Source organism: Pontibacter sp. E15-1, assembly GCF_022601975.1.
GTDB lineage: Bacteria > Bacteroidota > Bacteroidia > Cytophagales > Hymenobacteraceae > Pontibacter.
Genome location: NZ_JAKVIR010000016.1, coordinates 24120 through 48090, shown reverse-complemented (window position 1 = coordinate 48090; position 23971 = coordinate 24120). Strand labels below are relative to the sequence as shown.

Genomic DNA, 23971 nt, shown 5'->3' with positions numbered 1-23971 from the left:
TATCCATCTTTATCCCTATGCGCACGTTGGAAAGCCGCTTCCAAAATACGGATGCTGCACTTGCCTGGCGTTTTTACTTCGCCCTCTTTGTGTTAACAACAACGCGGCTATTGATTTGCGGCAGCTAAACCAGCTAAGTTAACCTGCGGGGCTTTGCCTTTAAGGGGCCGTTTAAACCGGCTTCCGATGGGGGTATAGTTGTTGAAGAAGCCGCAGTTGCGAAGGTAGAAATCATCTCCGGACTGCCCTCCGGCATAGTCCATTCTGTAGCCAGCGCGTGCGGTGTTGTCTGCCGTAAAATGGGCATTTGCCAGCTCTATCCAGTTGCCGTTCGCATCGCGCGCCCATTGGTTGGAGAACAGCACTTTTCGCTCCACATCGCCATACTCGGGTATAAAGTTCTCCATAAAAGAATGCGTGCGCTTGAGGTAGGTGTTCGTTTTGGGCCGTTTAAAGCTGGCAATCAGCATCCACTCGTTTCTCTCCGGGGCAAAGAAATAGGCGGTATAGGTCGTATGGTCCTGGCCGTCTGGTTTTCCCTGGAGCAGAAACTTATAGGTGGTGCCCGCCTTCCAGTTATACCTCAGGAAACTTTGCCCGCCCGAGCCTTCGTTGCCAAACTCGCCCGTGTACACGCCGGTGCCTTTTTTCAGGAGCTTTATTTTTTGATCGTCGGGTATGCTATTGGGATCATCGGTATTAAAGGGGCTCCAGACGGAGAAGAGGATGCGCCTTTCTGTTTCGGAGTTCACCTGTATCCCAAAATAGCCTTCCGCAAAACCGTTGGCCATATAGTAGGACCCAACCACGTCATTTCCCTCCGGAACGGTTACCTCGTTGTAAAACCACTCAATAGCTGCGTTCTCCGGAAGCGCGTAATTCAGGTGCACCGATGGCCCCCGACGGCCCCAGTAAAAGAAGTTGTCTTCGTTATTCTTGACATAGGTTGTCTTCTCATCAATCGCATCCCCTTGCAGCTTTATACTCGCCACGTCTGCAAAGGCATCCCCTTGTTTAGAAAGCCCATTTACAGTGAAGGCCACATAGCCGGTATCCGCCACCAGCCACTCCCCTGCATAGCGATTCTGCAGTGTGTTGCCCTGCACCGTAATTGTCTTCGTTTTACCCAATGCCTCCAGTTGGAGTTTGGAGGTGCCTTCCGGTACCCGTAGGTTCAGCCATACTTTCATGGGGCCTTTCTGCGCTACCCTGGCATAGGTGGTAAAGTATACCTGCCCGTCAGACCAGCCGGTAATGCCGTGCTCGTCAATCATTCCGCCCGCGCCCTCCTTCCCGGATTTCCAGGTGTTGCCTCCCAGTGGCACCACGGCTGCACCCGCCGTGAGTATCACGGTTTCTATTGCTTGCCCGGTATAGCCCGGAGGGGTTTCGTTTGCCTTGCAGGCAATCAACAGTGAGGCTGCAAACATCACGCTGACCTTATGTAAAAACTTGCTGTGAGTCATGTTTCAGGCGATAGACGATGGCTATTTTAGACACAGATGGGTAAGAGGCCCGCTTTGTCAGGCCATACCCACCTGTGTCTTCTTCTTCTTGTGCCAGCGGCAGTTATGGGTTCTGCTCCAGCTTCGGGTTCAGGATGATTTCCTGCTCCGGTATAAAGTACACCACGCGCGGGTGAGTGTATGGGATCTCCTGCGTGTTCGTTCCCGAAGCGAGATGCGTGCCCGGGTAATTGCGGACCATCGTGCGCTTGTTGCGGAACACATCATACTTTCGCTGCGCCTCCCAGGCTAGCTCCAGGCGGCGCTCATCCAGCACGATATCCAGCGCATTGGCATAGCCCAGCATGTTAGAAGCGGAGAAGAGGGCGTCACCGGACAAACCTGCCCTCCTTCGGATGAGGTTTACGTCCTCCAGCGCCGCCGCGTCGTTGCCCAGCTTGGCGTTGGCCTCGGCGCGGTTCAGGTACATCTCGGCCAGGCGGAGGTATACCGGAGAGCTCAGCGAGACCACGCCTTCCTGGTAAGAGTATTTGGTAATGTAGTACTTCGGGTAACCGTTTCTTGTCGCCAGCACAGGCTTACCATCGGGCCCGGTTTTGATTGAGCCGTCGGCATCCTTCTCATACACTGGCACGATGAAGTCCCTGCGCTTGTCCTCCTGAAATTTATCAATCAGGTTGCGGTAGCTCTCTGAGGCATACATCTCGCCGTAGCCTACGCCATCGCTCAGGTACATGGAACCGATCGAGCCCCAGGTCTGGTCGTCCTGCAGCGTGTGCCTTATGGCAAAGATGGTTTCTTTGTTCGTCTCGTTGGCGTACGTGAAGTAGTTAGGCAGATCGGCGGTGGCCAGCAACGTATAGCGGCCGGAGTTAATTACCAGATCGGCATACTCAATGGCTTTCTCGTTGTTTTCCATGTACAGGTGCACCCGCGAGAGGAGCGCGTACGCTACCTCCCTGGAGGCAAAGCTGCTGCCCTTGGTGCTGCCCATCAGGTTTGACGCTTTCTCCAGGTCTTTCACTATAAACGCGTAGGTTTCTTTCACGGTGCTGCGCGGCGGCAGGTCGTTTATATCTGTGTTGTCCCGAATCATCACTCCAGGCGAGGCGCCCTGGTCCTGCGCATACGGCCTGCCGAAGATGTTCACTAAATCGAAGTGCACCATGGCCCGCAGAAAGTAGTTTTCGCCCAGCACCTGGTCCAGGTCCGCCGACTGCCCTTCCTGCAGCTTCTCAATAACCACATTGGTGCCATAGATCGCCTGGTATGCCTTCCGGAAGAAATTGCCGGTGATAGACATCGCGGTGAGGTGCTGGTAATTATACGCATAGAACAACGGGTCTGTGGTGGTGCCGCTCAGCGCCACGTTATCGGCCGGGTACTCTGCCAGCATATGGAAATTGCGCGTGTAGTAACTGTCTTTGATGTAGTTATAGTTACCGATAGTGGCGGCCTTCAAGCCCTCGGGCGTGCCAGTGGTTTGGTCGATCGTGAGGCCATCGTATGGCTCAACCTCCAAATTATCGGAGCAACCGGCAAGCACAAGGGCACTAAGTATGGCTGGGTATAGATATTTTTTGAAGTTAAATTTCATGACGCAGTAGTTTAGGGTTAAAAGTCGATGTTAACGCCGAACATAAGCTTCTTGCTGCCTGGGTATCGGGTGCTTGAGTAGCCCGAGGTGAGGTCTACCTCCGGGTCTATACCAGAAAAATCAGTCCAGGTCCAGAGGTTGTCGCCGCTTACAAACACGCGGATTCCTTCCGACCTGAGTCTGCCGGCAACCGCCTCAGGCAAGCTGTAAGAAAGCGTGATATTGCGCAGGCGCAGATAACTGCCGTCTTCCAGGTAGCGCGATGATGTTTTGTTGGAAGCCCTGTTGCCGTTCAGCACAGCCTTGGGATGTGTGGCTACATCGCCTTCCTTTTCCCAGCGGCTCCAGCCGTCCTGCAGCACCATGCTGTTATAAGTTGGATAGGCGCCGTCGGCATCAAAAAGCTCTCTGTTGTAGTTGTACACCTTGTTGCCGTACACGAAGTTCATGAAAGCAGAAAGCGTGAAGTCTTTGTAGACAACGGTATTGCGTATACCTCCGGCAAATTTAGGCGTTGTGGTGCCGGTGTATACCCTTGTAGCCTTATTGTAGGAGTTAGTTACCGTGTCCTGCACAAAATTCCCGCTGTCATCGTATTGCTTCAGCAACCAGAGCGGGTCTCCTGTGGCTGGGTCAACGCCCTGCCAATCCCTCATAAACCAGGAGCCGATAGGCCTGCCTTCCTCAATGCGCTGGCTGCCCTGGTCAATTGGCTGGCCGCCGTACAGTTCCAGCACCTTGTTGCGGTTAAAGGAGATGTTAAAGTCTGTCTCCCATGCAAAAACGCCCTCGATGTTTTTTGTGCTTAGCTCGATGTCCAGGCCCTGGTTTCTAACAGAGCCGATGTTCTGCGTCTGCCAGTAAAAGCCAGTGGCCGAGGAGAGCGGCACATCCTGAAGAATGGCCTTGTTGGTTCTGTTGTAGAAGTCCAATGTAAGGCTTACCCGGTTGTACAACCCGAGTTCTATACCCACATCAAACGTATGAGCCTTTTCCCAGGTCAGGTCCCGGTTTACGAGGCGGCGAGGAAAGCCACCCGGCTGGTCAGCATACTGCACATTGAACTGGTAAAGGTCCAGGGCGGCAAAATCACCGATGTTGGCGTTACCCGTTACGCCATAGCTGCTTCTCAGCTTCAGGAGGTTTACCTTAGAATTTAACCCTTCAAAGAAATCCTCCTTCGAGATGGCCCAGGCAGTTCCCACAGAGTAAAAGTCTCCGAAGCGTTTATCCCGGCCAAAACGGGAAGAGCCATCTCTTCTGTAAGAGACAGTGGCAAAATACCGGCTGTCAAAATCATAATCCACATTCAGGAAGCCGGACATAAATTTGCTCTCGGATTTATACCCGCCAATGTTCACTGGCTTGGCCACAGCATCCAGCACTTCCAAACTCGGGAATATCCCTTGCCCGGAGGCACTCATGCCATCTGTATAATTCTTCTGATACTCGGCACCCAGTATGCCCTGCAGGTTGTGGGAGCCATACTGTTTGCTGGCGGTTAGGAGGTTGGACGTGAGAAAGCTGTTGCTGTAGCCGTAGGAATTGCTCAGCGAGCCGTTAGATGCCTTTCCCCCCGGAGTACGCGAGTCGTTGTTAGACTCGGAGCGGGAATTGTTCACGCTGTAGCGGTTTGTGGTAGAGAAGGCAAGCCAATCCGCAACCCTATACTCTAGCTTCAGGTCGCCATCCAGCGATTGCCCTCTGCTTCTGTTGTAGTTGTATTGGCTGGTATACAAAAAGTTGCTCTTGTCGCGGCCATACCACCCGGCGGTGCCGGCGTCTACACGCCGGATTGTGCCATCGTCGTTGTATGGGTTATCCCAGGGTAAGTTAATAAAGGACTGGTAAAGCGCTCCTGACGGGTCGTTGTCGCGGTTAGAAAACTTTGTGTTCACGCGGGCAGACACGGTGAGCTTATCGTTGATATCATGGTCGATGTTGGCCCTGAAGTTTGTCTGCTCATAGCTGGTGTTCACCACCGTTCCTTCTTCCTGGAAGTAGTTCCCGCTTAAATAGAACCTGGTTTTCTCGGACCCTCCGGAAACAGACAACTGATGATTGTTTGTGATGCCGGTACGGAAAGCTTCATCCAACCAGTTGGTGTTTCCCGGTTCTACAGGAAGCACTCCTTCGGCATAGGCTCCGTAAGTAAGCGGAAAATTCTTAGATGCCAGGTAAGCGTTAATCTCCGCTTCTGAAGGATTAGGGTTTGTTTTGCTCAAGGCCGCGATATGACTGTTGCGCTTGCCAGTATAGTCGTTCTGGTATAGCCCGTTGGTATAGCCATACAGCTGCTGCCCGTCCATCACCTCAAAATTGCCTGTTGTGCGTTGGCTCACGCCAGTTGTTCCGTTGTAAGACACACGCGTTTTACCAGCTTTGCCCCGCTTGGTGGTGATCACGATCACCCCATTGGCTGCCCTGGAACCGTACAAGCCCGTCGCGGCGGCGTCTTTCAGCACTGTTATACTCTCTATGTCTGTGGGGTTGGCCGTACCGCCGATCACGCCGTCCACCACATACAGCGGATCGGCCCCGGCTGAGATAGAACCTGTGCCCCGAATACGCACCTTTGGCGCTTCACCAGGCTGCCCGCTTCCACTCGACACGGTCACGCCGGAAGCCTTGCCTTGCAGCATGGTAGCCGTGTTGTTCGTGGTCACATCCCGCAGCTCGTTGCCGCTTACAACTGAAACAGAGCTCACCAGCTCCGACTGTGATTTACTCGAGTACCCTACTACCACTACTTCCTCCAAACTTTTGGCGTCAGTTTTCATGGTTATGTTCAGGGTAGATCGGCTCCCTACTGTTACCTGCTGCGTTTCGTAGCCTATATAGGAAAATACAAGCACATCGGTAGGGGCCGCGGCGATACGAAACGTGCCGTCTGCCCCGGTTGCCGTACCCATACTTGTATTCTTTACTACTATTGTCAGGCCTATGAGGGGTTGGTTCTGCGCATCCACCACTTTACCCACCACCTGCTGCCCACTTTGCCCATAACCAGTACCAAGGGCAACGAGAAAGTAAAGCACGCCTAGTATAGGGAGTGCCTGTGCGGGCTTTGTGCACCCTCGCTTTAACAGATGGAGTATCCTGCTCAGAATAGATCCATCCTTTCTGTAACGTTTCTTCATACTTCTTACGGTTTGGTTACTTAGAGAAATTCAGGGTAAAGTATATGCGTGTTGTCGTTAACGCATAGCTTAAGATAGAATTAATCCTAAACAACCCTGCAAAAATTACCCGTAAAAGAATGCACAAACGTTTGTTTACTACTGTTTTTAAGTCTCCGCTATAGCATTGATCACACAAGGCAGCCAGTGGCTATCTAACTTAACCAGGTATATCGCCACATAACGTCGCAAGCTGCGGCTACCCAGATTGCTGCCAAAGTAAAACGTATGAATTGCCCAAAGTCGGGAAAATTGCTTTATTCGTTGAAAGGAAGCACTAAAGGGCTTTTTGATATCGATCGATACGGATTAAACCATTGGCGGATCCGTAACGCTTCACGCATCCTGAGGCAGCAGTCACGGACATGGGGTAGGCAACAGGTTAGGATTACAAAAACTTTAAGCAAGCGTTTGCGAAGAGTTAAGTAGCGGGGAGGCGGTGATTTTCGCTGTGGCGCAAAAGAAACACAGGATTTATAGCTGATACATCTGTCTTTTGGGGTAGGCGGGTGCTCGTTTCATACCCTGATGGATTCGTAACATCAAGATACTTACCGCAAACATTGAAACTCACTGCAAAACCCAGCTTGTAACGAATTCACAAATTGTGCGCGTGCACACAAGGCTTAGTAAGATTATTTTCACTTTATTCGCTAAGCTGATCTTGCTCCCGGTTGTTTCATTAGCAGGCACCCTGCGCCTATTGTTTATAAACCGCCTAATTTTCGTCATATGCCTGAAAAACCAGTAACGATAAAAGTAATTGCCAAGATGCTGCATGTGTCTGTTTCTACTGTTTCCAGGGCGTTGCACGACCATCCGAGCATTGGCGTGGCCACCAGCCTGAAGGTAAAACAGCTGGCTAAGGAATTGAACTACCAGCGAAACCAAACGGCCGTTTATTTCCAGCAGGGCAAAACGTATACATTAGGCGTTATCTTACCGGAGTTGTCCGAAGCTTTCTTTTCCTCTGCTGTAAGTGCCATAGAGGATACCGCCTATAAGCGAAACTATACCGTGCTGCTCGCTCAGTCTCATGACGATGCGCAAAAGGAGAAGCAGCTGGTGGAAAAGATGAAGAGCCATCGCGTGGATGGCCTGCTGGTTTCAGTGGCGAAAACCACGTCCTCGTTCGAGCACTTCAGCAGTCTGAGCCAATACAACATTCCTGTCGTATTCTTCGACCGCATCCCTCCCATGGATGGCATACACTCGGTTGCCTGTAACATGATAACCGGGACAATTGAGGCAGTTACCTATCTTTTGAAGAAAGGCCACCGTGCCATTGGCATAATCAATGGCCCCGATACGCTTCTGGCCAGCGCAGAAAGGCGGGAGGGCTACATCAAGGCGATGTTGAAAAACAGACTCAAGTTCGACCCATCCCTCATCGTGAGCTGCGATTTAACGAAGACGGGAGCCATCGCGGCCTTCAATGAGTTGTTAGCCAGCAAGCGCAAGGTCACGGCCATTGTCACCTTCAACGACTACGTGTGGCTTCATGCACAGAAGCACGCCAGCGAACTGGGTATAAAAATCAACCAAGACCTTGAGTTTGTGAGTTATGCTAACCTCCCGATGATGGAGTATATGGATGACGCCCCCCTTGCCTCGGTAGAGCAGTTTCCCTATCAGCAAGGCCGAAAAGCCACTGAAATCCTGTTAGACCTCTTATGCGCCAAAGGAGAGCAGCACCAGCGGCGGCAGGCCTTCTATAATGTCACAGTGGAATCGCAGCTCATGGAGAGTCATAATCCGCAAAATAAGCCATAGCCCATCCGAATGGCCTCATATAGGGGCACGCTCCACTGGGAGCGCTTGCTTTGGATACAAGCGTGTGGGTTTGCAGTACGCCCCCAGGTCCTATCATCCACATGGCTCGTGGGCTATAGCCGCGCCCTCCTTTTGGTAGCCCATGCACTTGCTACAAGATGTAGACACCATACATGCTTGTTTCTCATGCAGCAGCTGCCTTCCATCCGGATCCTTGGTTTACGTATAGGGTATTATTGCCTTATACAGCTGCGTGTTCGTATACATTATGCACTTTTTTCTTGTTTCGTATTATACAGCTGTTTACTTTTAGAGACTATTCTCTTAACTACAGCCGAAAACCCATACCCGAGCCCGGTTCCCGGAGAAGATGTAAAGCGCAGAAACCGAAAGCTAAATCAAGTCTTACGGCCTCAGTACCAGCCTGAAAGGATTTAGTGAAAGGCAGCCACCTCACTTATACTGTGTATTTATAGGGTTTTACCCTACTCATTATATAGATTAAATCTTTGTTCTATGCATACAAGCCCAACTTTATTAATACTGGCGGCGGGCATGGCAACGCGGTATGGCAGCTTAAAGCAGTTGGATGCTTTCGGGCCAAACGGCGAAACCATCATCGACTACTCCATCCATGATGCTGTAAAAGCAGGGTTCGGGAAAATCGTGTTCGTCATCAGAAAGTCAATAGAAGCGGCATTCAGGTCGGTGATGCAGGACAGATTGCCCGCCCAGCTACAAGTGGAGTACATCACTCAGGAACTTGACATACTGCCCGCCGGCTATCGCGTTCCTGAAGGCCGCACAAAGCCATGGGGAACGGGCCATGCCGTGTGGGTGGCTTCCGCCAGCATACAGGAACCTTTCGCAGTGATAAACGCCGACGACTTCTATGGGTATGAATCATTCAGGTTAGCCGCCGAATTCCTGAAAAGCAACTCTGACGATACAACGTACGGCCTGGTAGGGTTCAGGATAGCAAACACCCTCTCCGAGCACGGCAGCGTGTCGCGTGGTATTTGCGCCTTTGGCCCTAACCATGCACTTACCTCATTAACAGAGCTGACAAAAATCACACGCAACGAGGATGGCAGTATTCTGGTGCAAGACCAGGATACGCAGTATAAGCAGCTGTTGGGCGATGAAATCGTCTCGATGAATTTGATGGCCTTCAAACCCAGTGTCTTCCCCTACTTTGAGAAATGCCTGATGGAATTTTTGGATACGCGCAGCCATGAGTCAAAAGCTGAGTTTTACCTGCCGTCGGTGGTAAACGACATGCTGGCAACGGGGGCAGCGCGCGTGCAAGTGATACCAACCCCCGAGAAGTGGTTTGGGGTAACTTACCCGGAAGACAAGCAGACGGCCGTGCAGCAGATCATGGCGCTGGTAGGCACGGGCAACTACCCACAAAACCTATGGACAAACCCCCACGCTGTACAGCATGAAAGATAACGCAATGGTCCCATCACAGCTCCGCGAGGTACTCGCTCATTTTACACTGAGGGGTAGCATAGCCGAGATAAGCCCTTATGGGTCAGGCCATATCCACGACACCTATTTTGTAAAGAACGGGATCACGGGCTGCCCTAATTACCTGTTGCAGCGCATAAACCACCATGTTTTCAAGAACGTGCCGCTGTTGATGGACAACATTGAGCAGGTGACCCTGCACCTCCGAAACAAGCTTGAAGGCATGCCCGGCGCAAGGCCTGACGAAGAAGTGCTTCGCCTGGTGCAAACTCACAAGCACCGCAGCTTCCACGCCGACGCCGGGGGTAACTTTTGGAGGGTATACCTTCTGTTGGAGGACACACGCAGCTACGATATCGTGGAGAATCCGCAGCAGGCTTATGAGGGTGGTAAAGCCTTCGGGAAGTTTCTGGCACTACTGGCAGACCTGGACATCACGCACCTGCACGAATCCATCCCCGACTTTCATAATGTAGAAAGCCGGCTGCGGCTTTTTGAAACTGCCATCAGGCAGAACCTTGCAGGCAGGGTGAAGCACGTGCCTGAGGAGATTGCTTTCGTGCAACAGCGGGCAGAGGGGATGAGCACCATTTGCAGGCTTGGCCGCGAAGGCAAACTCCCGCTCCGCGTAACGCACAACGACACAAAGTTCAACAACGTGCTGCTCGACAAGCATGACAGGGCACAATGTGTGATCGACCTCGATACCGTGATGCCGGGGTATGTAGCCTACGACTTTGGCGATGCCATCCGCACGACCGTGAACAAAGCCGCCGAGGACGAGGCAGACCTGGACAAGATAACGGTTGACCTTCGTCTGTTTAAAGCCTTTACAGAGGGCTTTCTCAAGGAAACCAGCGCTATGCTGACAGACGAGGAAATAGCCTCGCTTTCCCTTGGCGTAACGCTGCTTCCCTTTATCATGGGGCTTCGGTTCCTGACAGACTACATCGATGGGGACAACTACTATAAGATTAATTTCCCGGAGCACAACCTGCAGCGCGCGCGCGCGCAGTTCAGGCTGGTGCAGGTACTGGAAGAGAATATAGAAACGGTACAACATACTATACAGCAAGCTTCAACTTCTCATAGGGCACTACTCCTGAATCAGCAAAAATAAAGAGATGAAACAGCTACTCGTCCCCACTATTCGCGAGTTATACCCCGACAGCCCACTCTCATGGGTGTCAGCCACGCTCGATGCTCTTCCAAAGCAGCCTATCGCCATTGCCCACTGGGCTACTTCTAACGGAGTGAAACCGGAGGTGATGTTTACACTCGCGCACAATGAGGGGTGTCTGTTCCTGAAGTACCACGTGCGGGAACAAGCCGTGCTGGCAAGATACAGAACCATAAATGACCCTGTTTACAAAGACAGTTGCGTGGAGTTTTTTATAGCTTTTGGGGAAGACAGCGACTATTACAACCTGGAGGCGAACTGCCTGGGCACCTGCCGGGTGGGCTTCGGCCAAAACAGAGACGGCAGAAAGCTGCTGCCCACAGAGGTAGTTTCCGGGATAAGGCATTCCGCGCAACTAAAAGTGGCGGCTGATGGCCAGGGCGCCAAAGTATGGGAGCTGACGCTGGTTATACCTGCCTCGGTTTTTTCGGAGCACAGGCATGAGCGCTTTGATGGCCAGAAAGGGCGCGTGAACTTTTATAAATGCGGCGACGACCTACCAGAGCCCCATTACCTGGCCTGGCACCCAGTAGAGGCGCCTGCGCCTGACTTTCACCGCCCGCAGTGCTTCGGGCAAGTAACCTTTTTATCAGAACACGAACAATAAACGACACAATGGTAGAGACTTCCATCAAGCCCAAACCGGCCGCTATACCGGAGCTCGGCCGACAGTCCGGCTCCGGCAGTGCCATGGCCATCATCGGCACGCTTTTCTTCATCTTCGGCTTTGTTACGTGGCTCAACTCGGTACTCATACCCTACCTGCAGATTGCCTGCGAGCTTAACCACTTCCAGTCCTATCTGGTAGCCTTTGCGTTCTATATCGCTTACCTCGTCATGGCCCCGCTCTCCACCAAGGCACTTAAGGTTCTTGGCTTTAAGAATGGTATGGCGGTGGGGCTAGGTATAATGGCGGTGGGTGCGGCACTCTTTATACCGGCTGCCATATCCCGGACATACGTGCTCTTCCTGATCGGACTGTTTATACAGGGCAGTGGCCTGGCTATTCTGCAAACAGCCTCCAATCCCTACATCACCATTGTTGGCCCGGCCGAAAGCGCGGCCAAGCGCATCAGCATCATGGGTATCTGCAACAAACTGGCTGGCGGCATTGCCCCTATCGCGCTAGGCGCCATCATGCTTAAAGACGCGGATGTTATAAAAGAGAGAGTCCTCACCATGGAGGCAGTGGCCAAGGCAGCAGAGCTGGACGCCCTGGCCGCCCGGGTGATTGTGCCTTATATCGTCATCATCTGCGTGCTGGCCCTGATGGCCCTGCTGATCAACCGCTCCTCGCTGCCTGAGATTGATACAGACCGGGAGGACAAGGCGGTGGCACACAGCAACACCGGGAAAAAGAGCGTCTTCGAATTTCCGCACGTGCTGCTGGGTGTGTTTACCATGTTCCTGTATGTGGGTGTGGAGGTGATGGCCGGTGACTCGATCATCAGCTACGGTTCCTCACAGGGTATTCCGCTGGAGACAGCCAAGTTCTTTACCACCGCCACCATGGTTTCGATGATCGTCGGCTACGGGATCGGTATAGTGGCCATACCCAGGTACATCAGGCAGGAAAATGCCCTGAAGCTCTGCGCCACCTTGGGGGTGCTCTTCTCTGTAGGGGCCACCCTCACCTCGGGCTACGTGTCAGTGGCCTTCATCGCGCTGCTGGGCCTGGCTAACTCGCTTATGTGGCCCGCTATCTGGCCACTGGCACTGGCAGGTGTGGGCCGCTTCACCAAGGCAGCCTCCTCACTGCTTGTGATGGGCATCGCGGGCGGGGCGGTGGTTCCTTTGGCCTACGGCGCCCTGGCCGACGCATGGACCCCGCAGCAGGCATACTGGATTATGGTGCCATGCTACCTGTTTATCTGGTTCTACGCAACCGCCGGACATAAAATCGGCAAGTAAGTATACCTGGCATTTATTTCACATGCATATCAGCTTAACAATCTAACCCAATTAAACCATGAGTAGTAACCGCAGAGAATTCTTAAAATTTTCCGGTCTGGCTGGTATAGGCTTAGCCGGTACAAGCTTGCTCGGAGGCTGTGCCCCAACCAGCGCTGAGGCATACACATCTAACCTGGCTCAGATCGAGAAGCAAGCGAAACGCAAGTATACGCAACGCTTTAATATGAGCGGCTACCGCGCCCCCAAGCTTAACAAGGTGCGCATAGGGTTCGTGGGGATGGGCATGAGAGGCCCAGGTGCCGTTCTCCGCATGAGCAACATAGAGGGCGTGGAGATAAAAGCACTCTGCGACCTGATGCCGGAGCGGGCGGAAAAGGTAAAAAACCAGCTACAGGAAAAGACCGGTTCCGCCCATAACCCTACCCTATACTCGGGCAGGGAGGACGCCTGGAAAACCATGTGCGAGCGTGACGATATTGACCTGATCTATATCACCACGCCCTGGCACCTGCATACCCCCATGGCGGTGTATGCCATGGAGCAGGGCAAGCATGCCGCCACAGAAGTGCCTGCCGCGCTCAGTTTGGAGGAGTGCTGGCAATTGGTGGAGACTTCCGAACGAACCAAAAAGCACTGCATGATGCTGGAGAACTGCTGCTACGACTTCTTCGAGATCCTGACACTGAACATGGCCCGCCAGGGCTATTTCGGGGAGATCATACATGGCGAGGGAGCATACATCCACCAACTGCTGGACCTAAACTTTGACAAGAATGGTTATCAGAATATGTGGCGCCTGCGGGAGAACCTGGGCCGCAACGGCAACCTATACCCTACCCATGGCCTGGGCCCCATCTGCCAGGTGATGAACATAAACCGCGGGGACGCGATGGATTACCTGACCTCCGTGTCCAGCGATGATTTCCAGATGTATGAGGAAGCACAGGCGCGGGCTGCCAATGACTCATTCTACAAAGAGTTTGTTTCAGACAACTACCGCGGCAACATGAACACCACGACCATCCGCACCAAAAAAGGCAAAACCATCATGATCCAGCATGACGTGACTTCGCCCCGCCCCTACTCCAGAATCCATCTGGTGAGCGGCACCAAGGCTATTGCCCGCAAATGGCCTGAGCAGAAAATCGCGAAGGGGCACAGCTGGCTTTCCGAGGACGAGATGAAGGCCCTGGAAGCCCAGTATACCCCGGAGATTGTGAAGCGAATCGGGGAGATGGCCAAGAAAATCGGTGGCCACGGGGGTATGGACTTTATGATGGACTGGCGGCTGATCGACTGCCTGCGCAACGGCCTGCCCCTGGACCAGGATGTGTATGACGCCGCCTCGTGGACGGCGGTAGGCCTCCTGAGCGAGTGGTCGGTGGCAAACCGCTCCAATTCCATCGACATGCCTGACTTCACAGCTGGCGCCTGGCAGACAAATGCCCCTGTGAACCTGTCGCTGGCAGGCGGTGGCACTACAACCGTCAAAGCATGATCTTGCGCTGATTAAAGAAAGCAGTATGGCACTTGAACTAGGGAAGAGCACGTTTAAAATTCGGTTTTGAAAGCGAAATTTAAACGTGCCCTGATGCTATACCTCAAGCGGGTGATGATGAAAAGACAAAATGGTTATTGCTGTCTTAAAGTTGACATAAGAAAAAGATAATTAGTTGAGCTGTGGAAAAGTTTGGAGAGGAACTGCTAGACGATAAGATCCTGGTGCAGTGGAATAACAAATATGAACAAGGGGAAACTTTAAGCAATCAGGATAATTCATTCGCCACTGAGGATAATAGTGCGCTGGCACGATGGACAAACACCCAAAAAAGCCTCGGATACCTGCTGCCTGCTGAACTAAAAATCAGGTTAGCTGCCTTAAAGCTCAGGCATGACGAAGAAACCCTTTCTTGGGAGGGTATGTACAGGCAGTTATCGCATTTCTCAGAGAGAAACGGTCACGTTTGTTTGCCTCCTGAACCGAAGCTGGCAGGGTTGAAAGACTGGCTGGTAAGGCAAATCTTAAATCAAAGGCTCCTGTCAGAAAGTCAATACCAAAGGCTGAACCGTCTGGGCGTGGATTGGGATACTCCGATCAGTAAAGACCACAGATGGAGGCAAATGTATTTAAAACTGAAAGATTTCCATAATGCATTTGGCCATTGCCGGGTACCTCAAAAGTGGGAACAGGACAAGCAGCTTGCGCTTTGGGTAACGAATCAGCGGAAAATGCGCACAAAGGATAAATTGCGTGAGGATCGCCTTCGCTTACTGAGCGCGCTAGGGTTTATGTGGTGCGTAAAATCCGAATATGACGCCCAATGGGAGGCCCATTTTCAGGAACTATTGTTTTTCCAGCAAGCCCATGGGCATTGCAAAGTTCCGGGCAATCATCAAAGCTTAGGGAAATGGGTAGAAAGGCAAAGGATTTCGAAGAAGAAGAACCGGCTCTCCGCAGAACGCAAAAAACGGCTGGACAAGCTCAACTTTATCTGGAGCTTTGATACCATTAAGAGCAAAACCTGGGACAAGCGCTATGCCCAATTACAGGCGTTTCAGCAAAAAAACGGCCACAGCTTTGTTCCTATAAATTTCAGCGAGAACAAAAAACTCGGTAACTGGGTGGCGTCGCAAAGGGGGCTGGAAGCGAATGGCAGGCTTGAGCCGATAAAAAAGAAAAAGCTTGATGAATTGGGTTTCGTGTGGAGCAGGGATACACAGCGCCAAATACACGCTATTTATGACGCCCAATGGGAGGTTAATTTTGAAAAGCTGAAAGCATACAGCAGAGCGCACGGCACATGCCAGGTTTCCCTGAAAACGGCCCCTGCCCTCCAGCGCTGGACAAGCTTGCAGCGCCAATACTTTCATCAGGGGCGGTTGCCTGCCGACCGGATAGACAAGCTGAACACGATTATGTTTCCCTGGAGCGTACAGGATAGCTACTGGATGCAAATGTACCGGGCTTTGGCAGCATTTTACAAAGAGTTTGGGCATTCGAGCGTACCATCCCGGTGGCACGCTACCCCTACGCTAGCTGCATGGGTCTATCGAATAAAGTTGAACAGGAAGCAGCTGACTTCACGGCAGGTCAAATTATTGAATGATATTCATTTCGACTGGACCCTGATTAAAAAAAACGCGATCCCCTGGACGGCCATGTATGAACGCCTCTTGGCTTTTAGAAAGGAACATGGGCATACGCGCGTGCCGGTTAAATGGCCAGAAGACCCTAAGCTGGGCAAATGGGTGAGCAGGATGCGCTCTGATAAAGACAAACTCGCTCCTGCACGCATCGCTCTTTTAGATGAAATAGCGTTCGATTTGGGCAGACGACTCTAATGCATGGCTGCATCTATACCCTGTACATGCACATGTACAGGGCAATATCAGTGGACTGGTTCGATTTCATATACCAACAGTAGCTTAAGAGAGGACCAGGTTAGCCGGGCCAAACTCCTCATAATGAATGGCCTCTTTGTTTACACCCATGGCAGCAAGGTCATAAAACTGCTTTTTGATGAAAGGGGCAGGGCCGCAAATGTAGTAATCTGCATCTTTCAAAAGGGCCACATCTTTGAGCTTGCCCAACTCCACTATTCCTTCATAGTAGCCGCCCTCTACCTGCATCAGCTCATCCAGCGTATCATAGAAGATATGCTTTTTTAACTTTCCGTGCTGCCCCTCTAGCGTCGTCAGCGGCTCCCGGAAGGCGTGCACCTGTCTGTTTCTGGCACCGTGCACCCATACTATTTCACGATTGCTCTCGGTGCTGGCCAGGTACTCCAGCATGCTCAGCAGTGGAGTTTGCCCCACGCCGCCGCTGATGAACACGACTGGTGTGTCTTTCATCGTGTCAAGTATGAAATCTCCGGCAGGCGGGGCTATCTCAATCACATCGCCCTCCAGCACTGTCTCGTGTAGCCTATTGCTGATCAGGCCGTTCGGATGTTCCGTTTTGCCGGCTTCTTTTTTCACCGAGATGCGGTAATACGCTTCGTTTGGTGCGCTGGAAAGGCTGTACTGGCGTGGCTGGAGCAGGTTCAGCTCCGGCAGGAACAAACGCACGCTGAGGTACTGACCGGGCATAAAATCAGCCACCTTTCCGCCGTCGGCAGGGTATAGGTAAAAGGAGGTGATCTCCTCCGACTCTTTCACCTTCTGCTTTACCAGGAAAGGTCTCCAGCCAGTCCAGCCGCCTTTCTTGGCTACCGACTCAAGATAAAGATTTTGCTCCAGCCCAATCATCAGGTCGGCCAGTTGCTGGTAAGCTACCGCCCAGGCCTCGATCAGTTCAGGCGTGGCGCCCTCGCCCAGTACCTCGCTTATGGAAGCCAACAAGTGCTTGCCCACAATGGTATAGTGCTCCGGGCGGATGTCCAGGCTCATGTGCTTGTGACCGATTTTCATGACGGCAGACACCAGCACAGAAGGATCTTCTATATTCTCGGCATAGGCAAGCACAGCCATCGCTAGTGACAGTTGCTGCTTGCCGTTACCCTGATTGCCCATGTTAAACACGTTCTTCAGCTCAGGGTTATGGGTAAACATGCGGCTGTAAAAATGCGTGGTTAAGGCAACACCATGCTCCCGCAACACCGGCACGGTTGCTTTTATAAGTTCTTTTTGATCTGTAGTAATCATATTAGGATATTTTAAAGTGCATGAAAGTTACGACTTTAAAAAGCGGCTAAAAATGACATCCGTCACCATTAAAGATCTGCCTCTTATATTCCGTTGAGGTTATCAGGCTGCCTCACCTATTGGCGTTGGCCCCGCATGTTTTCTGGTCGCTACAGAATAAAATCCGAGCTATACGCCTTGGCAGACACCGCGGAAGGTTGGTTGTTCATCTTCATCCTGCGCCACTGCCCACAGCCTGTATACTAATTTTAATGTCCCGTTTTACATGAAGAAAGTGGTGGGGCGCACCCCATTCTGCTTTTTAGCTTTACCAGGTTACTCTAGTTTGTTCCGATCATGTCTGCCAGCATCACCGGCTTTTCTTAATTCCAAAAACACCATTGACCAATATGCAGCCAGGTGTAACGGAGTAACCACCATATGGTATCTCCACCAAACCTATGTTCTCTGGATTAAGGCAAACCTTTAGCTCCGGATGGGTAGCGTAACAAGTCCATACCATGACCAAAGGAGTTGTTAGCCCGGTTATCAAGGCTCAGTAACAAAGGATGCTTTTTGCCCGTGGAGCCACTGTTACGACCTGGAGCTGTGTTTTCTTTCCCGGAAGTATTCTTCTAGCGCATAAGGAACCTGAAGCGGCCAATGTTTTTTAGGGCAATACCTGTGCCTCTCACAACGGCAAGGAGCGGATTCTCCACCACATGCGTTGGCAGCTTTGTTTTGGAGGAGATCCTTTTGTCCAGGCCACGAAGCAGGGCCCCGCCCCCGGTAAGGTAAATCCCGGAGTGGTGGATATCCGCAGAAAGCTCGGGCGGGGTAATCTCCAGCGTTTTCAGTATAGCCTCCTCTATCTTGGCCAGGGACCGATCGAGGCAGCAGGCTATATCAGTATAGGATATAAGCACCTGCTTGGGTAGCCCTGTCATCAGGTCGCGCCCTCTTATTGCGAAATCCGCTGGCGGGTTCTGCACCTCTTGCAGCGCAGCCCCTACCTCTAGCTTTACCCGTTCTGCTGTTGGCTGGCCAATCAGGATATTATGTTGCTGGCGCACGTAGTGCATAATGTCAGCGTCGAATGTACTGCCCGCCACGCGCACAGACTGATCGCAGACAATCCCGCTTAAGGCTATCACGGCAATCTCCGTAGTGCCTCCCCCAATATCAATAACCATGTGCCCGGTGGGCTCCTCCACATCTAGCCCTATACCTACTGCCGCAGCGATAGGCTCATGCACCAGATAGACTTCCCGTGCACCGGCAATCATCATGGAGTCACGGATGGCCCGCTTCTCCACTTCTGTGATACCGGCTGGCACACATACCACCATCTTATAAGCCGGCTTAAACCCGCTCATCGATTTTTTGATCAACTGCAGCATACCCTTGATCATATGCTCGGCTGCATAGAAATCGCCAATCACTCCGTTTTGGAGCGGTCGGCTAATCCTGATGTTCTCGTGCTCCCTACCTTCCATCTGCATGGCCTTCCGACCAACGGCAATCGTCTTGCCAGACCTTCTATCAAAAGCCACAATAGAGGGCTCGTCCACGACCACGCGGTCCTTGTGCACAACTAGGAAATTCGCAGTGCCCAAATCGATGGCAATATCCTCTGTGAAAAAATTCAATATTCTCATTTAACAGGTGTCAGTATAGCACGATTCTTAGTCCTGCGCCCTATAAGTTGGCCTGTAGCCAACCTATAAGGCGCCAGACAGAAAGTTAAAGGTAAAAGTCGCCTGCCGCCTCCGGCTGATATAGAATCTCTTCCACTTTGTAAGTTACGGTGCTGCCATTAGGCGCAGGCCACTCTATCTCATCCCCTACCCTGCAACCCAGTATAGCCGTGGCAACGGGGGCCAACACGGAAATCTTGCGACTGGCAAGATCAGCGTCTTTAGGATAGGTAATCGTTATCTCCATCACAGAGGAACTCTTCAATTCCCTGAGCCGCAGAAAGGAGTTCATCGTGACAACGTCCACCGGAATTTCCTCGGATGGGACCACTTTGGCCCGCTTCAGCTCTTTGCAGAGCGCTTCTACTGCGTGCGTGCCGGTGGTCTGGCGTTGCGCCTGCACTAGAGCATGCAGCCGCTGGTGATCTTTCTCGGTTAAATAGATTGTGTTCATATTCAGTTTAGTTTAGTTTAGTTTATGGAATATCTTATGCGTTGCCTCACTCTCCGTCTTTCTAAAACACAGCTGCCGGAAGTAGACCGCCATGCCCGGGCTTGGCTCCCTGCGAAAGCTTTCGTTCTACCATCTTGATGTGCGGATGCAGGGCCTGTTCTCTAAAAAGCCGCTCGCAGAAGCTGCCCTGCTCATTGCGACAGCCGAAATAACCGGTGCCAACCTGCCAGATCAAAATACTGTCTTATCGCCGGACGAATACTTTCGAAAAAGTAGCGAAGATACCCCACAAGCGGATAGTTACGCAGGAGCGTATGCCGGCCCTGGCGGATGTCCTGCCAATAAATCAGATGCAGGGGTATAACAAGTGCGAGCAACCACAGAACAATAGCTTGCTCGAGACCACTGATGGCAATACCTACATAAATGGCGATGAACGCAAAAGCAAAAATCTGCCTTGCGCTAATTTCTAGAGCCATACCCCAAAGTCGTTAGAACTAAAACATAACCTTAAAGCCTACAGCACTTTCAAAGCATATGTAAAGCTTGTTTCAAAAAGAATGGGTTGGATGCCGGAGATTTCCGGCTTAACTGTTAAAGTCCTTGAGGGCACTATAAAAATAAAGGCAATACCCGTTCAGCACATCACTCAGGGAAACGTGATGTGACGCTGCAACAAAACCGGAGAGTGGCTTTGGGAAAGAAGAATGCAATCTGTGGTAGGGCAGCACGGTCTATTAAAACGTCTGTATCAAAGTACGCAAATGCGAGGCACACATGCAATTCTTTTACAGAGTTTAAATGTATAGATTGGCAGTATATATGGGCAGCAGATTAACTCTGTCAGTCGTGCCTTTCTTGCCATGGAACAGGATGTTGATATATGTTGCCGTGACCAGGCCTGTGGCATCCACTAACTGGCAGTGCACCTCATACACTTTCGCTTACAGGCAGTCCTGGTAAGCGTTCCTATACTTGGAAAAGGCATGTGTACCGGAAGCGCAGGTAGACCGAGCCCAGGCGGTAATTCATTTGTTTTTTTAGGTAAAAAAGGAGGCTGACGTTGACAGACGTAGCAATGACTTTAAAAGTTAAACAAATATAGTTTTGCAGTCACTCCTCGTCTGGATGCACAGCAACTGTACATCTTGTAAATCAATTTATTATGTGAAATTCGGTGAGTAAATTATACCCTCAGTCGAACTTACCAGATGACACACTTCTATTATGTTATGCGAAAAAGTAAATAATTCAGTGTTGCCTGGAAAGAAAAATAGCCTGCAAATACTAGATTTGCAGGCTATTAATTGATTTTGATACCGCTGCAGGCAGAGAGTGAGGAACTGTATTTATCAAACAACTGCGCATAACTCAAACAAAATATAATGTAGCAAATAATTTATAATCAACCCGTTATAATCAATAGTCTGCAGCGTTTTTAGCTGTTAGAAGGATAAAAAAAGGTGAAAGCCGTAGTTTGTGGTAACGACACCTCAACAGACGTTCACCTATGAGCATCGAAACACTCACCAGCACAAAATGCCCAAACTTACTAAGCGGCAGCGAGAATTTTTCATTCACCTGATGACTTTGCTGCTCAGCCTGCGTGGTAGGTGCAACTTCACCAACCTGAGCCGCTGGGGCCTCATCAACGAGATGAACTTAGGTCAGAGGCGTCTGCTAATTTCCCATTCTCCAGTTCCGGAAAAACTGCTACGTTACCGGATTTATTGTTGGCTACTATAACCGCATTTCCGCTGTGCTCCGCCGCAATGTATACCGGCAGGCTTCCCAACGAAGGAACCCTGTTCAGGAGGGTGAGACAACCTGTTTGCCGGTTAATATGAAAGGAGCACACCGCACCACTTTCTCTATCCTCGTAATCTTCCCGCTCATTAACCCATAACCACATATAAATAAAGATGCGGCTTATCTAAAGTCATGTGTGGGTTTTTTTGCCTTCTGCAAAGCCCTTTAGCTAATGTAATTCACCTGTCTGCGGGTTTAGCTAGTACAGAAAAATACTTTCCTGGTCGGCGTCAGCATAAGGGCCTATGTATACTAAAGATGTCGCAGGTTTTTCCATAAGTGCTTTTATCTCTGTAGTCAGGAAAAGTCGCCAGGTTTTGCACCTATCCATTTTTCTTCCAGTAGCTGAATAATCATGAGTTTAGCGGGTTCTTCACCTACTGTACCCGAAACGTGCCCTTTATGGCCCTGCGCATTGGCCGTCGTGTTTTGGTCACCTCCAAAGGAAACCTCGCCCGGCCCCATTTCTACATGCTGCCCGTCCATGGTTTCTACATACCACTTGCCTGAGAGTGGTATAATCCACTGTGGCTTTGGATTCTCGTGCCAGGTGCCCATCCACCCAACAGGAAGCTCTGTAAAAAGCACTTTTGCTTCGGCCGCCAGCAGGTGGTTGTTCCACTGCTCATCGGCATCACCTCCCATACTTTCTTTCTTAAAATCTGTAAGTTCCGCGCGGGTCTGGTGGCTCACTCCTTCCTCATCGGTCCAGACGTGCCAGTACGTAAATATTGGCTTGTCACCCTGATCTAGATTTGTTTTCGACATACTGACAATACAAAAAATTTAAACTTACTTTTTTCCGGTTTTCTAACCCTGCTAATTTTCTGGATATTTGAGGGAAATGAAAAGCCGCTTAATTTTCTTTACTACCTTCCAGTATTTTTCTGATCTGTGCTGCAGTCCAGTCTGGTGCTTCCAGAGGAATTAAATGCCCAACCCCTTCTGTATTAATAAGTTTTGCATGCTCCAGTTCTGCCATTACCCGCTCCTGTATCACTTCCGGAGTCATAACAGGGTCATCGGTAGAAGCGAGAACAGTAAGGGGAATTTTGAGTGTCTTTAGTTCATTGGCAATAGAATTATCCATGCCCTGCTGAATCCACCATTTCCAGGTGTTTGGGTCAATTATTAGCTGGGTTTCTACAGCCAGGTTATACTTTTCTTTATCCAGGGTTTTTATGGTGGCGCCATCCACTGTATTTTCGGCTACTCCCCGGTCCGGATGTTTTAGCATGCGTGTTTTTTCCTTTTCAAGCATCGGCTCTGTTGTTGGTGGCGACGGGGCAACTAAAATTAATCGCTTAACTAAACCTGCCGCCGCATTTGCCGCCACCTGCATGGCAATCTTGCCGCCCATGGAATGCCCGATTAAGGTATAGGATTTCACTCCTAATTGGTCAAGCTCTTCCTGCACAAAAGTTGCGAAGCCTTGAATGGAAGGTGTTGGCAAAGGAGCATTACCACCAAAGCCAGGAAAGTTCAAAGCGATGCAGCGGTACTCCTGAGATAGTTCTTCAGCAACCCATTGCCAACTTTCGGCAGAGCCACCAAAGTAGTGCAGAAAGACCAGAGTCTCCCCTTGGTCTCCCCACTGTTTCACTGCTTTATCATCGGTCATATTTCCGTAATTTGAAATGAAGTTATGTAGTTAAAATCAGGTACGTTTTGGGACCATAAAACCAGGTAACCTGCAAAGAAACTTATCAGCCAAAAGCCGTTCCCACAGCTCCCCCGTCCACCCGGTAGTTGCTACCCGTTACATAGCTAACATGTTCAGAACACAGAAAAGCAATTACAGCTGCTACCTCTTCTGGTTTGCCCCGTCTGTCAACTACAATATTGGGGCGCTTGTTTTTCAAGAACCACTGGATGGCTTCTTCTTTGGAGGAGTTTCGTTCCTTGGCTAACTGGTCCATCATCGCATCGGTCATGGGAGTGGCAACATAAGCAGGCGATACACAATTAATCATAAGCCCCTCCCGGGCATACGCCCTTGTTAAACAGTTTGTAAGGTTTACGATGCCAGCCTTACAGGCATTATATGGGCTTTCTTCTTCGTAAGACTGCATGGCGTTTTCAGAAGCGATAAGCACAATGCGGCCCCATTTTTTCTCCTGCATTTGCGGAATGAAAGCTCTGCAAACCCGAACGGCTCCCATCAAATCTACATCAATAGAAGTATACCAGTCTTCGTCGCTGAGGTTCAGGAAATCTCCGGCAGCACCCCGGATACCGGCACAATTCACCAGCATATCAGCCCCGCCAAACTCCGCCTTGGTTTGGTCGGCCAGCTTCAACACTTCGCCATTGATAGTTAAATCTGCCGAAATGGCAATTACCTTGGAATCGTTTTTAGCCTGAGCCCTGACTTCTTCAGCGGCTTTTTCCAGTTCTTCGTGCGTTTTGTCGCTAAGAACAATGTTTACGCCTTCGCTGGCAAGTATCTTTGCTGTTGCGAGCCCCATTCCGGAATCTCCTCCTGTGATGACGGCTGTTTTGCCTTTTATCTTTAAATCCATAGTTGTTTTGTTGTTAATAGCTCTGTTTAAATTCATGTTGCTTTCCTGCAAAAGGGAAAACTGCGTATGGTCAGTAGAAGTAGGCCCGTTACCTGTGTAACTGATTTTATAAAGCTGCAAGTCCCTGCCACTCACTGTCGGTATGCCTGCGATAACCCGTTTAGGCTTTTCCCCGATGTCATGGAAAAGAGGCATAACGGGATGTTGCATTTAAATCCGGAACTGCCTGAATGATGCTCCACCCAATCGTTCCGGTTTACTGCTTGGTGATCTTCCAGATAACC

At 50.9% G+C, this 23971-nt stretch carries 19 protein-coding genes; 7 read left to right on the top strand and 12 right to left on the bottom strand.

Going from position 1 to position 23971, the window contains the following annotated elements; translation table 11 throughout:
• Nucleotides 1-107: 107 nt before the first annotated feature.
• The 3 genes from MKJ04_RS12615 to MKJ04_RS12605 all read right to left on the bottom strand — a co-directional run bounded on the left by MKJ04_RS12615 (nucleotide 108) and on the right by MKJ04_RS12605 (nucleotide 6203).
• Nucleotides 108-1430: a DUF3472 domain-containing protein gene (locus MKJ04_RS12615; protein WP_241642004.1), complete on the bottom strand. Its 1323-nt coding sequence runs from the start codon at nucleotides 1428-1430 to the stop codon at nucleotides 108-110.
• Between the two features lie 139 nt (nucleotides 1431-1569).
• A complete protein-coding gene (locus MKJ04_RS12610; RefSeq protein ID WP_241642003.1) occupies nucleotides 1570-3063 on the bottom strand; it encodes a RagB/SusD family nutrient uptake outer membrane protein in 1494 nt (497 codons plus the stop codon).
• Nucleotides 3064-3080: 17 nt separating this feature from the next.
• Complete coding sequence (locus MKJ04_RS12605) at nucleotides 3081-6203, bottom strand: SusC/RagA family TonB-linked outer membrane protein (protein WP_241642002.1); 3123 nt, start codon at nucleotides 6201-6203, stop codon at nucleotides 3081-3083.
• Between the two features lie 771 nt (nucleotides 6204-6974).
• On the opposite strand from MKJ04_RS12605, the gene MKJ04_RS12600 reads away from it, so the two are divergent.
• The 7 genes from MKJ04_RS12600 to MKJ04_RS12570 all read left to right on the top strand — a co-directional run bounded on the left by MKJ04_RS12600 (nucleotide 6975) and on the right by MKJ04_RS12570 (nucleotide 15924).
• The gene (locus MKJ04_RS12600) at nucleotides 6975-8015 is read left to right on the top strand and encodes a LacI family DNA-binding transcriptional regulator (RefSeq protein WP_241642001.1); all 1041 of its coding nucleotides are present in this window, start codon (nucleotides 6975-6977) and stop codon (nucleotides 8013-8015) included.
• 516 nt (nucleotides 8016-8531) lie between these two features.
• Complete coding sequence (locus tag MKJ04_RS12595; RefSeq protein WP_241642000.1) at nucleotides 8532-9470, top strand: NDP-sugar synthase; 939 nt, start codon at nucleotides 8532-8534, stop codon at nucleotides 9468-9470.
• The gene (locus MKJ04_RS12590) at nucleotides 9460-10608 is read left to right on the top strand and encodes a phosphotransferase enzyme family protein (protein WP_241641999.1); all 1149 of its coding nucleotides are present in this window, start codon (nucleotides 9460-9462) and stop codon (nucleotides 10606-10608) included. The genes MKJ04_RS12595 and MKJ04_RS12590 overlap by 11 nt, the downstream gene beginning before the upstream one ends.
• A 4-nt stretch (nucleotides 10609-10612) precedes the next feature.
• Nucleotides 10613-11275, top strand: coding sequence for a carbohydrate-binding family 9-like protein (locus MKJ04_RS12585; protein ID WP_241641998.1), 663 nt, complete (start codon nucleotides 10613-10615; stop codon nucleotides 11273-11275).
• An 8-nt stretch (nucleotides 11276-11283) separates the two neighbouring features.
• Complete coding sequence (locus MKJ04_RS12580) at nucleotides 11284-12579, top strand: sugar MFS transporter (protein ID WP_241641997.1); 1296 nt, start codon at nucleotides 11284-11286, stop codon at nucleotides 12577-12579.
• A 58-nt stretch (nucleotides 12580-12637) separates the two neighbouring features.
• Entirely contained in the window at nucleotides 12638-14080 is a 1443-nt protein-coding gene (locus MKJ04_RS12575) for a Gfo/Idh/MocA family protein (RefSeq protein ID WP_241641996.1), read from the top strand.
• Nucleotides 14081-14262: 182 nt separating this feature from the next.
• Complete coding sequence (locus MKJ04_RS12570) at nucleotides 14263-15924, top strand: helicase associated domain-containing protein (protein ID WP_241641995.1); 1662 nt, start codon at nucleotides 14263-14265, stop codon at nucleotides 15922-15924.
• An 84-nt stretch (nucleotides 15925-16008) separates the two neighbouring features.
• Here MKJ04_RS12570 and hmpA read toward each other — a convergent pair whose 3' ends face one another.
• From hmpA to MKJ04_RS12530, 9 genes are all read right to left on the bottom strand, one after another.
• A complete protein-coding gene (gene hmpA, locus MKJ04_RS12565) occupies nucleotides 16009-17226 on the bottom strand; it encodes an NO-inducible flavohemoprotein (protein ID WP_241641994.1) in 1218 nt (405 codons plus the stop codon).
• 614 nt (nucleotides 17227-17840) lie between these two features.
• A complete protein-coding gene (locus MKJ04_RS12560) occupies nucleotides 17841-18863 on the bottom strand; it encodes a rod shape-determining protein (RefSeq protein ID WP_241641993.1) in 1023 nt (340 codons plus the stop codon).
• 85 nt (nucleotides 18864-18948) lie between these two features.
• Entirely contained in the window at nucleotides 18949-19356 is a 408-nt protein-coding gene (gene rnk, locus MKJ04_RS12555) for a nucleoside diphosphate kinase regulator (protein WP_241641992.1), read from the bottom strand.
• 61 nt (nucleotides 19357-19417) lie between these two features.
• Complete coding sequence (locus tag MKJ04_RS12550; RefSeq protein ID WP_241641991.1) at nucleotides 19418-19591, bottom strand: glutamate synthase-related protein; 174 nt, start codon at nucleotides 19589-19591, stop codon at nucleotides 19418-19420.
• Entirely contained in the window at nucleotides 19548-19835 is a 288-nt protein-coding gene (locus MKJ04_RS12545; RefSeq protein ID WP_241642063.1) for a hypothetical protein, read from the bottom strand. The genes MKJ04_RS12550 and MKJ04_RS12545 overlap by 44 nt, the downstream gene beginning before the upstream one ends.
• A 1169-nt stretch (nucleotides 19836-21004) precedes the next feature.
• Complete coding sequence (locus MKJ04_RS22960) at nucleotides 21005-21268, bottom strand: beta-propeller fold lactonase family protein (RefSeq protein WP_410896823.1); 264 nt, start codon at nucleotides 21266-21268, stop codon at nucleotides 21005-21007.
• A gap of 194 nt (nucleotides 21269-21462) precedes the next feature.
• Nucleotides 21463-21933 (bottom strand): hypothetical protein, encoded by a 471-nt coding sequence (locus MKJ04_RS12540; RefSeq protein ID WP_241641990.1) that lies wholly within the window; start codon nucleotides 21931-21933, stop codon nucleotides 21463-21465.
• A gap of 88 nt (nucleotides 21934-22021) precedes the next feature.
• Nucleotides 22022-22786, bottom strand: coding sequence for an alpha/beta fold hydrolase (locus MKJ04_RS12535; RefSeq protein ID WP_241641989.1), 765 nt, complete (start codon nucleotides 22784-22786; stop codon nucleotides 22022-22024).
• 85 nt (nucleotides 22787-22871) lie between these two features.
• Complete coding sequence (locus tag MKJ04_RS12530; RefSeq protein ID WP_241641988.1) at nucleotides 22872-23882, bottom strand: SDR family NAD(P)-dependent oxidoreductase; 1011 nt, start codon at nucleotides 23880-23882, stop codon at nucleotides 22872-22874.
• Nucleotides 23883-23971: the final 89 nt, after the last annotated feature.

Bases quoted from the DNA above. Each gene is read 5' to 3' on its own strand.
- MKJ04_RS12615 (WP_241642004.1), bottom strand. From the start codon at position 1,430: ATGTTTGCAGCCTCACTGTTGATTGCCTGCAAGGCAAACGAAACCCCT.
- MKJ04_RS12610 (WP_241642003.1), bottom strand. From the start codon at position 3,063: ATGAAATTTAACTTCAAAAAATATCTATACCCAGCCATACTTAGTGCC.
- MKJ04_RS12605 (WP_241642002.1), bottom strand. From the start codon at position 6,203: ATGAAGAAACGTTACAGAAAGGATGGATCTATTCTGAGCAGGATACTC.
- MKJ04_RS12600 (WP_241642001.1), top strand. From the start codon at position 6,975: ATGCCTGAAAAACCAGTAACGATAAAAGTAATTGCCAAGATGCTGCAT.
- MKJ04_RS12595 (WP_241642000.1), top strand. From the start codon at position 8,532: ATGCATACAAGCCCAACTTTATTAATACTGGCGGCGGGCATGGCAACG.
- MKJ04_RS12590 (WP_241641999.1), top strand. From the start codon at position 9,460: ATGAAAGATAACGCAATGGTCCCATCACAGCTCCGCGAGGTACTCGCT.
- MKJ04_RS12585 (WP_241641998.1), top strand. From the start codon at position 10,613: ATGAAACAGCTACTCGTCCCCACTATTCGCGAGTTATACCCCGACAGC.
- MKJ04_RS12580 (WP_241641997.1), top strand. From the start codon at position 11,284: ATGGTAGAGACTTCCATCAAGCCCAAACCGGCCGCTATACCGGAGCTC.
- MKJ04_RS12575 (WP_241641996.1), top strand. From the start codon at position 12,638: ATGAGTAGTAACCGCAGAGAATTCTTAAAATTTTCCGGTCTGGCTGGT.
- hmpA (WP_241641994.1), bottom strand. From the start codon at position 17,226: ATGATTACTACAGATCAAAAAGAACTTATAAAAGCAACCGTGCCGGTG.
- MKJ04_RS12560 (WP_241641993.1), bottom strand. From the start codon at position 18,863: ATGAGAATATTGAATTTTTTCACAGAGGATATTGCCATCGATTTGGGC.
- rnk (WP_241641992.1), bottom strand. From the start codon at position 19,356: ATGAACACAATCTATTTAACCGAGAAAGATCACCAGCGGCTGCATGCT.
- MKJ04_RS12545 (WP_241642063.1), bottom strand. From the start codon at position 19,835: ATGGCTCTAGAAATTAGCGCAAGGCAGATTTTTGCTTTTGCGTTCATC.
- MKJ04_RS22960 (WP_410896823.1), bottom strand. From the start codon at position 21,268: ATGTGGTTATGGGTTAATGAGCGGGAAGATTACGAGGATAGAGAAAGT.
- MKJ04_RS12540 (WP_241641990.1), bottom strand. From the start codon at position 21,933: ATGTCGAAAACAAATCTAGATCAGGGTGACAAGCCAATATTTACGTAC.
- MKJ04_RS12535 (WP_241641989.1), bottom strand. From the start codon at position 22,786: ATGACCGATGATAAAGCAGTGAAACAGTGGGGAGACCAAGGGGAGACT.
- MKJ04_RS12530 (WP_241641988.1), bottom strand. From the start codon at position 23,882: ATGCCTCTTTTCCATGACATCGGGGAAAAGCCTAAACGGGTTATCGCA.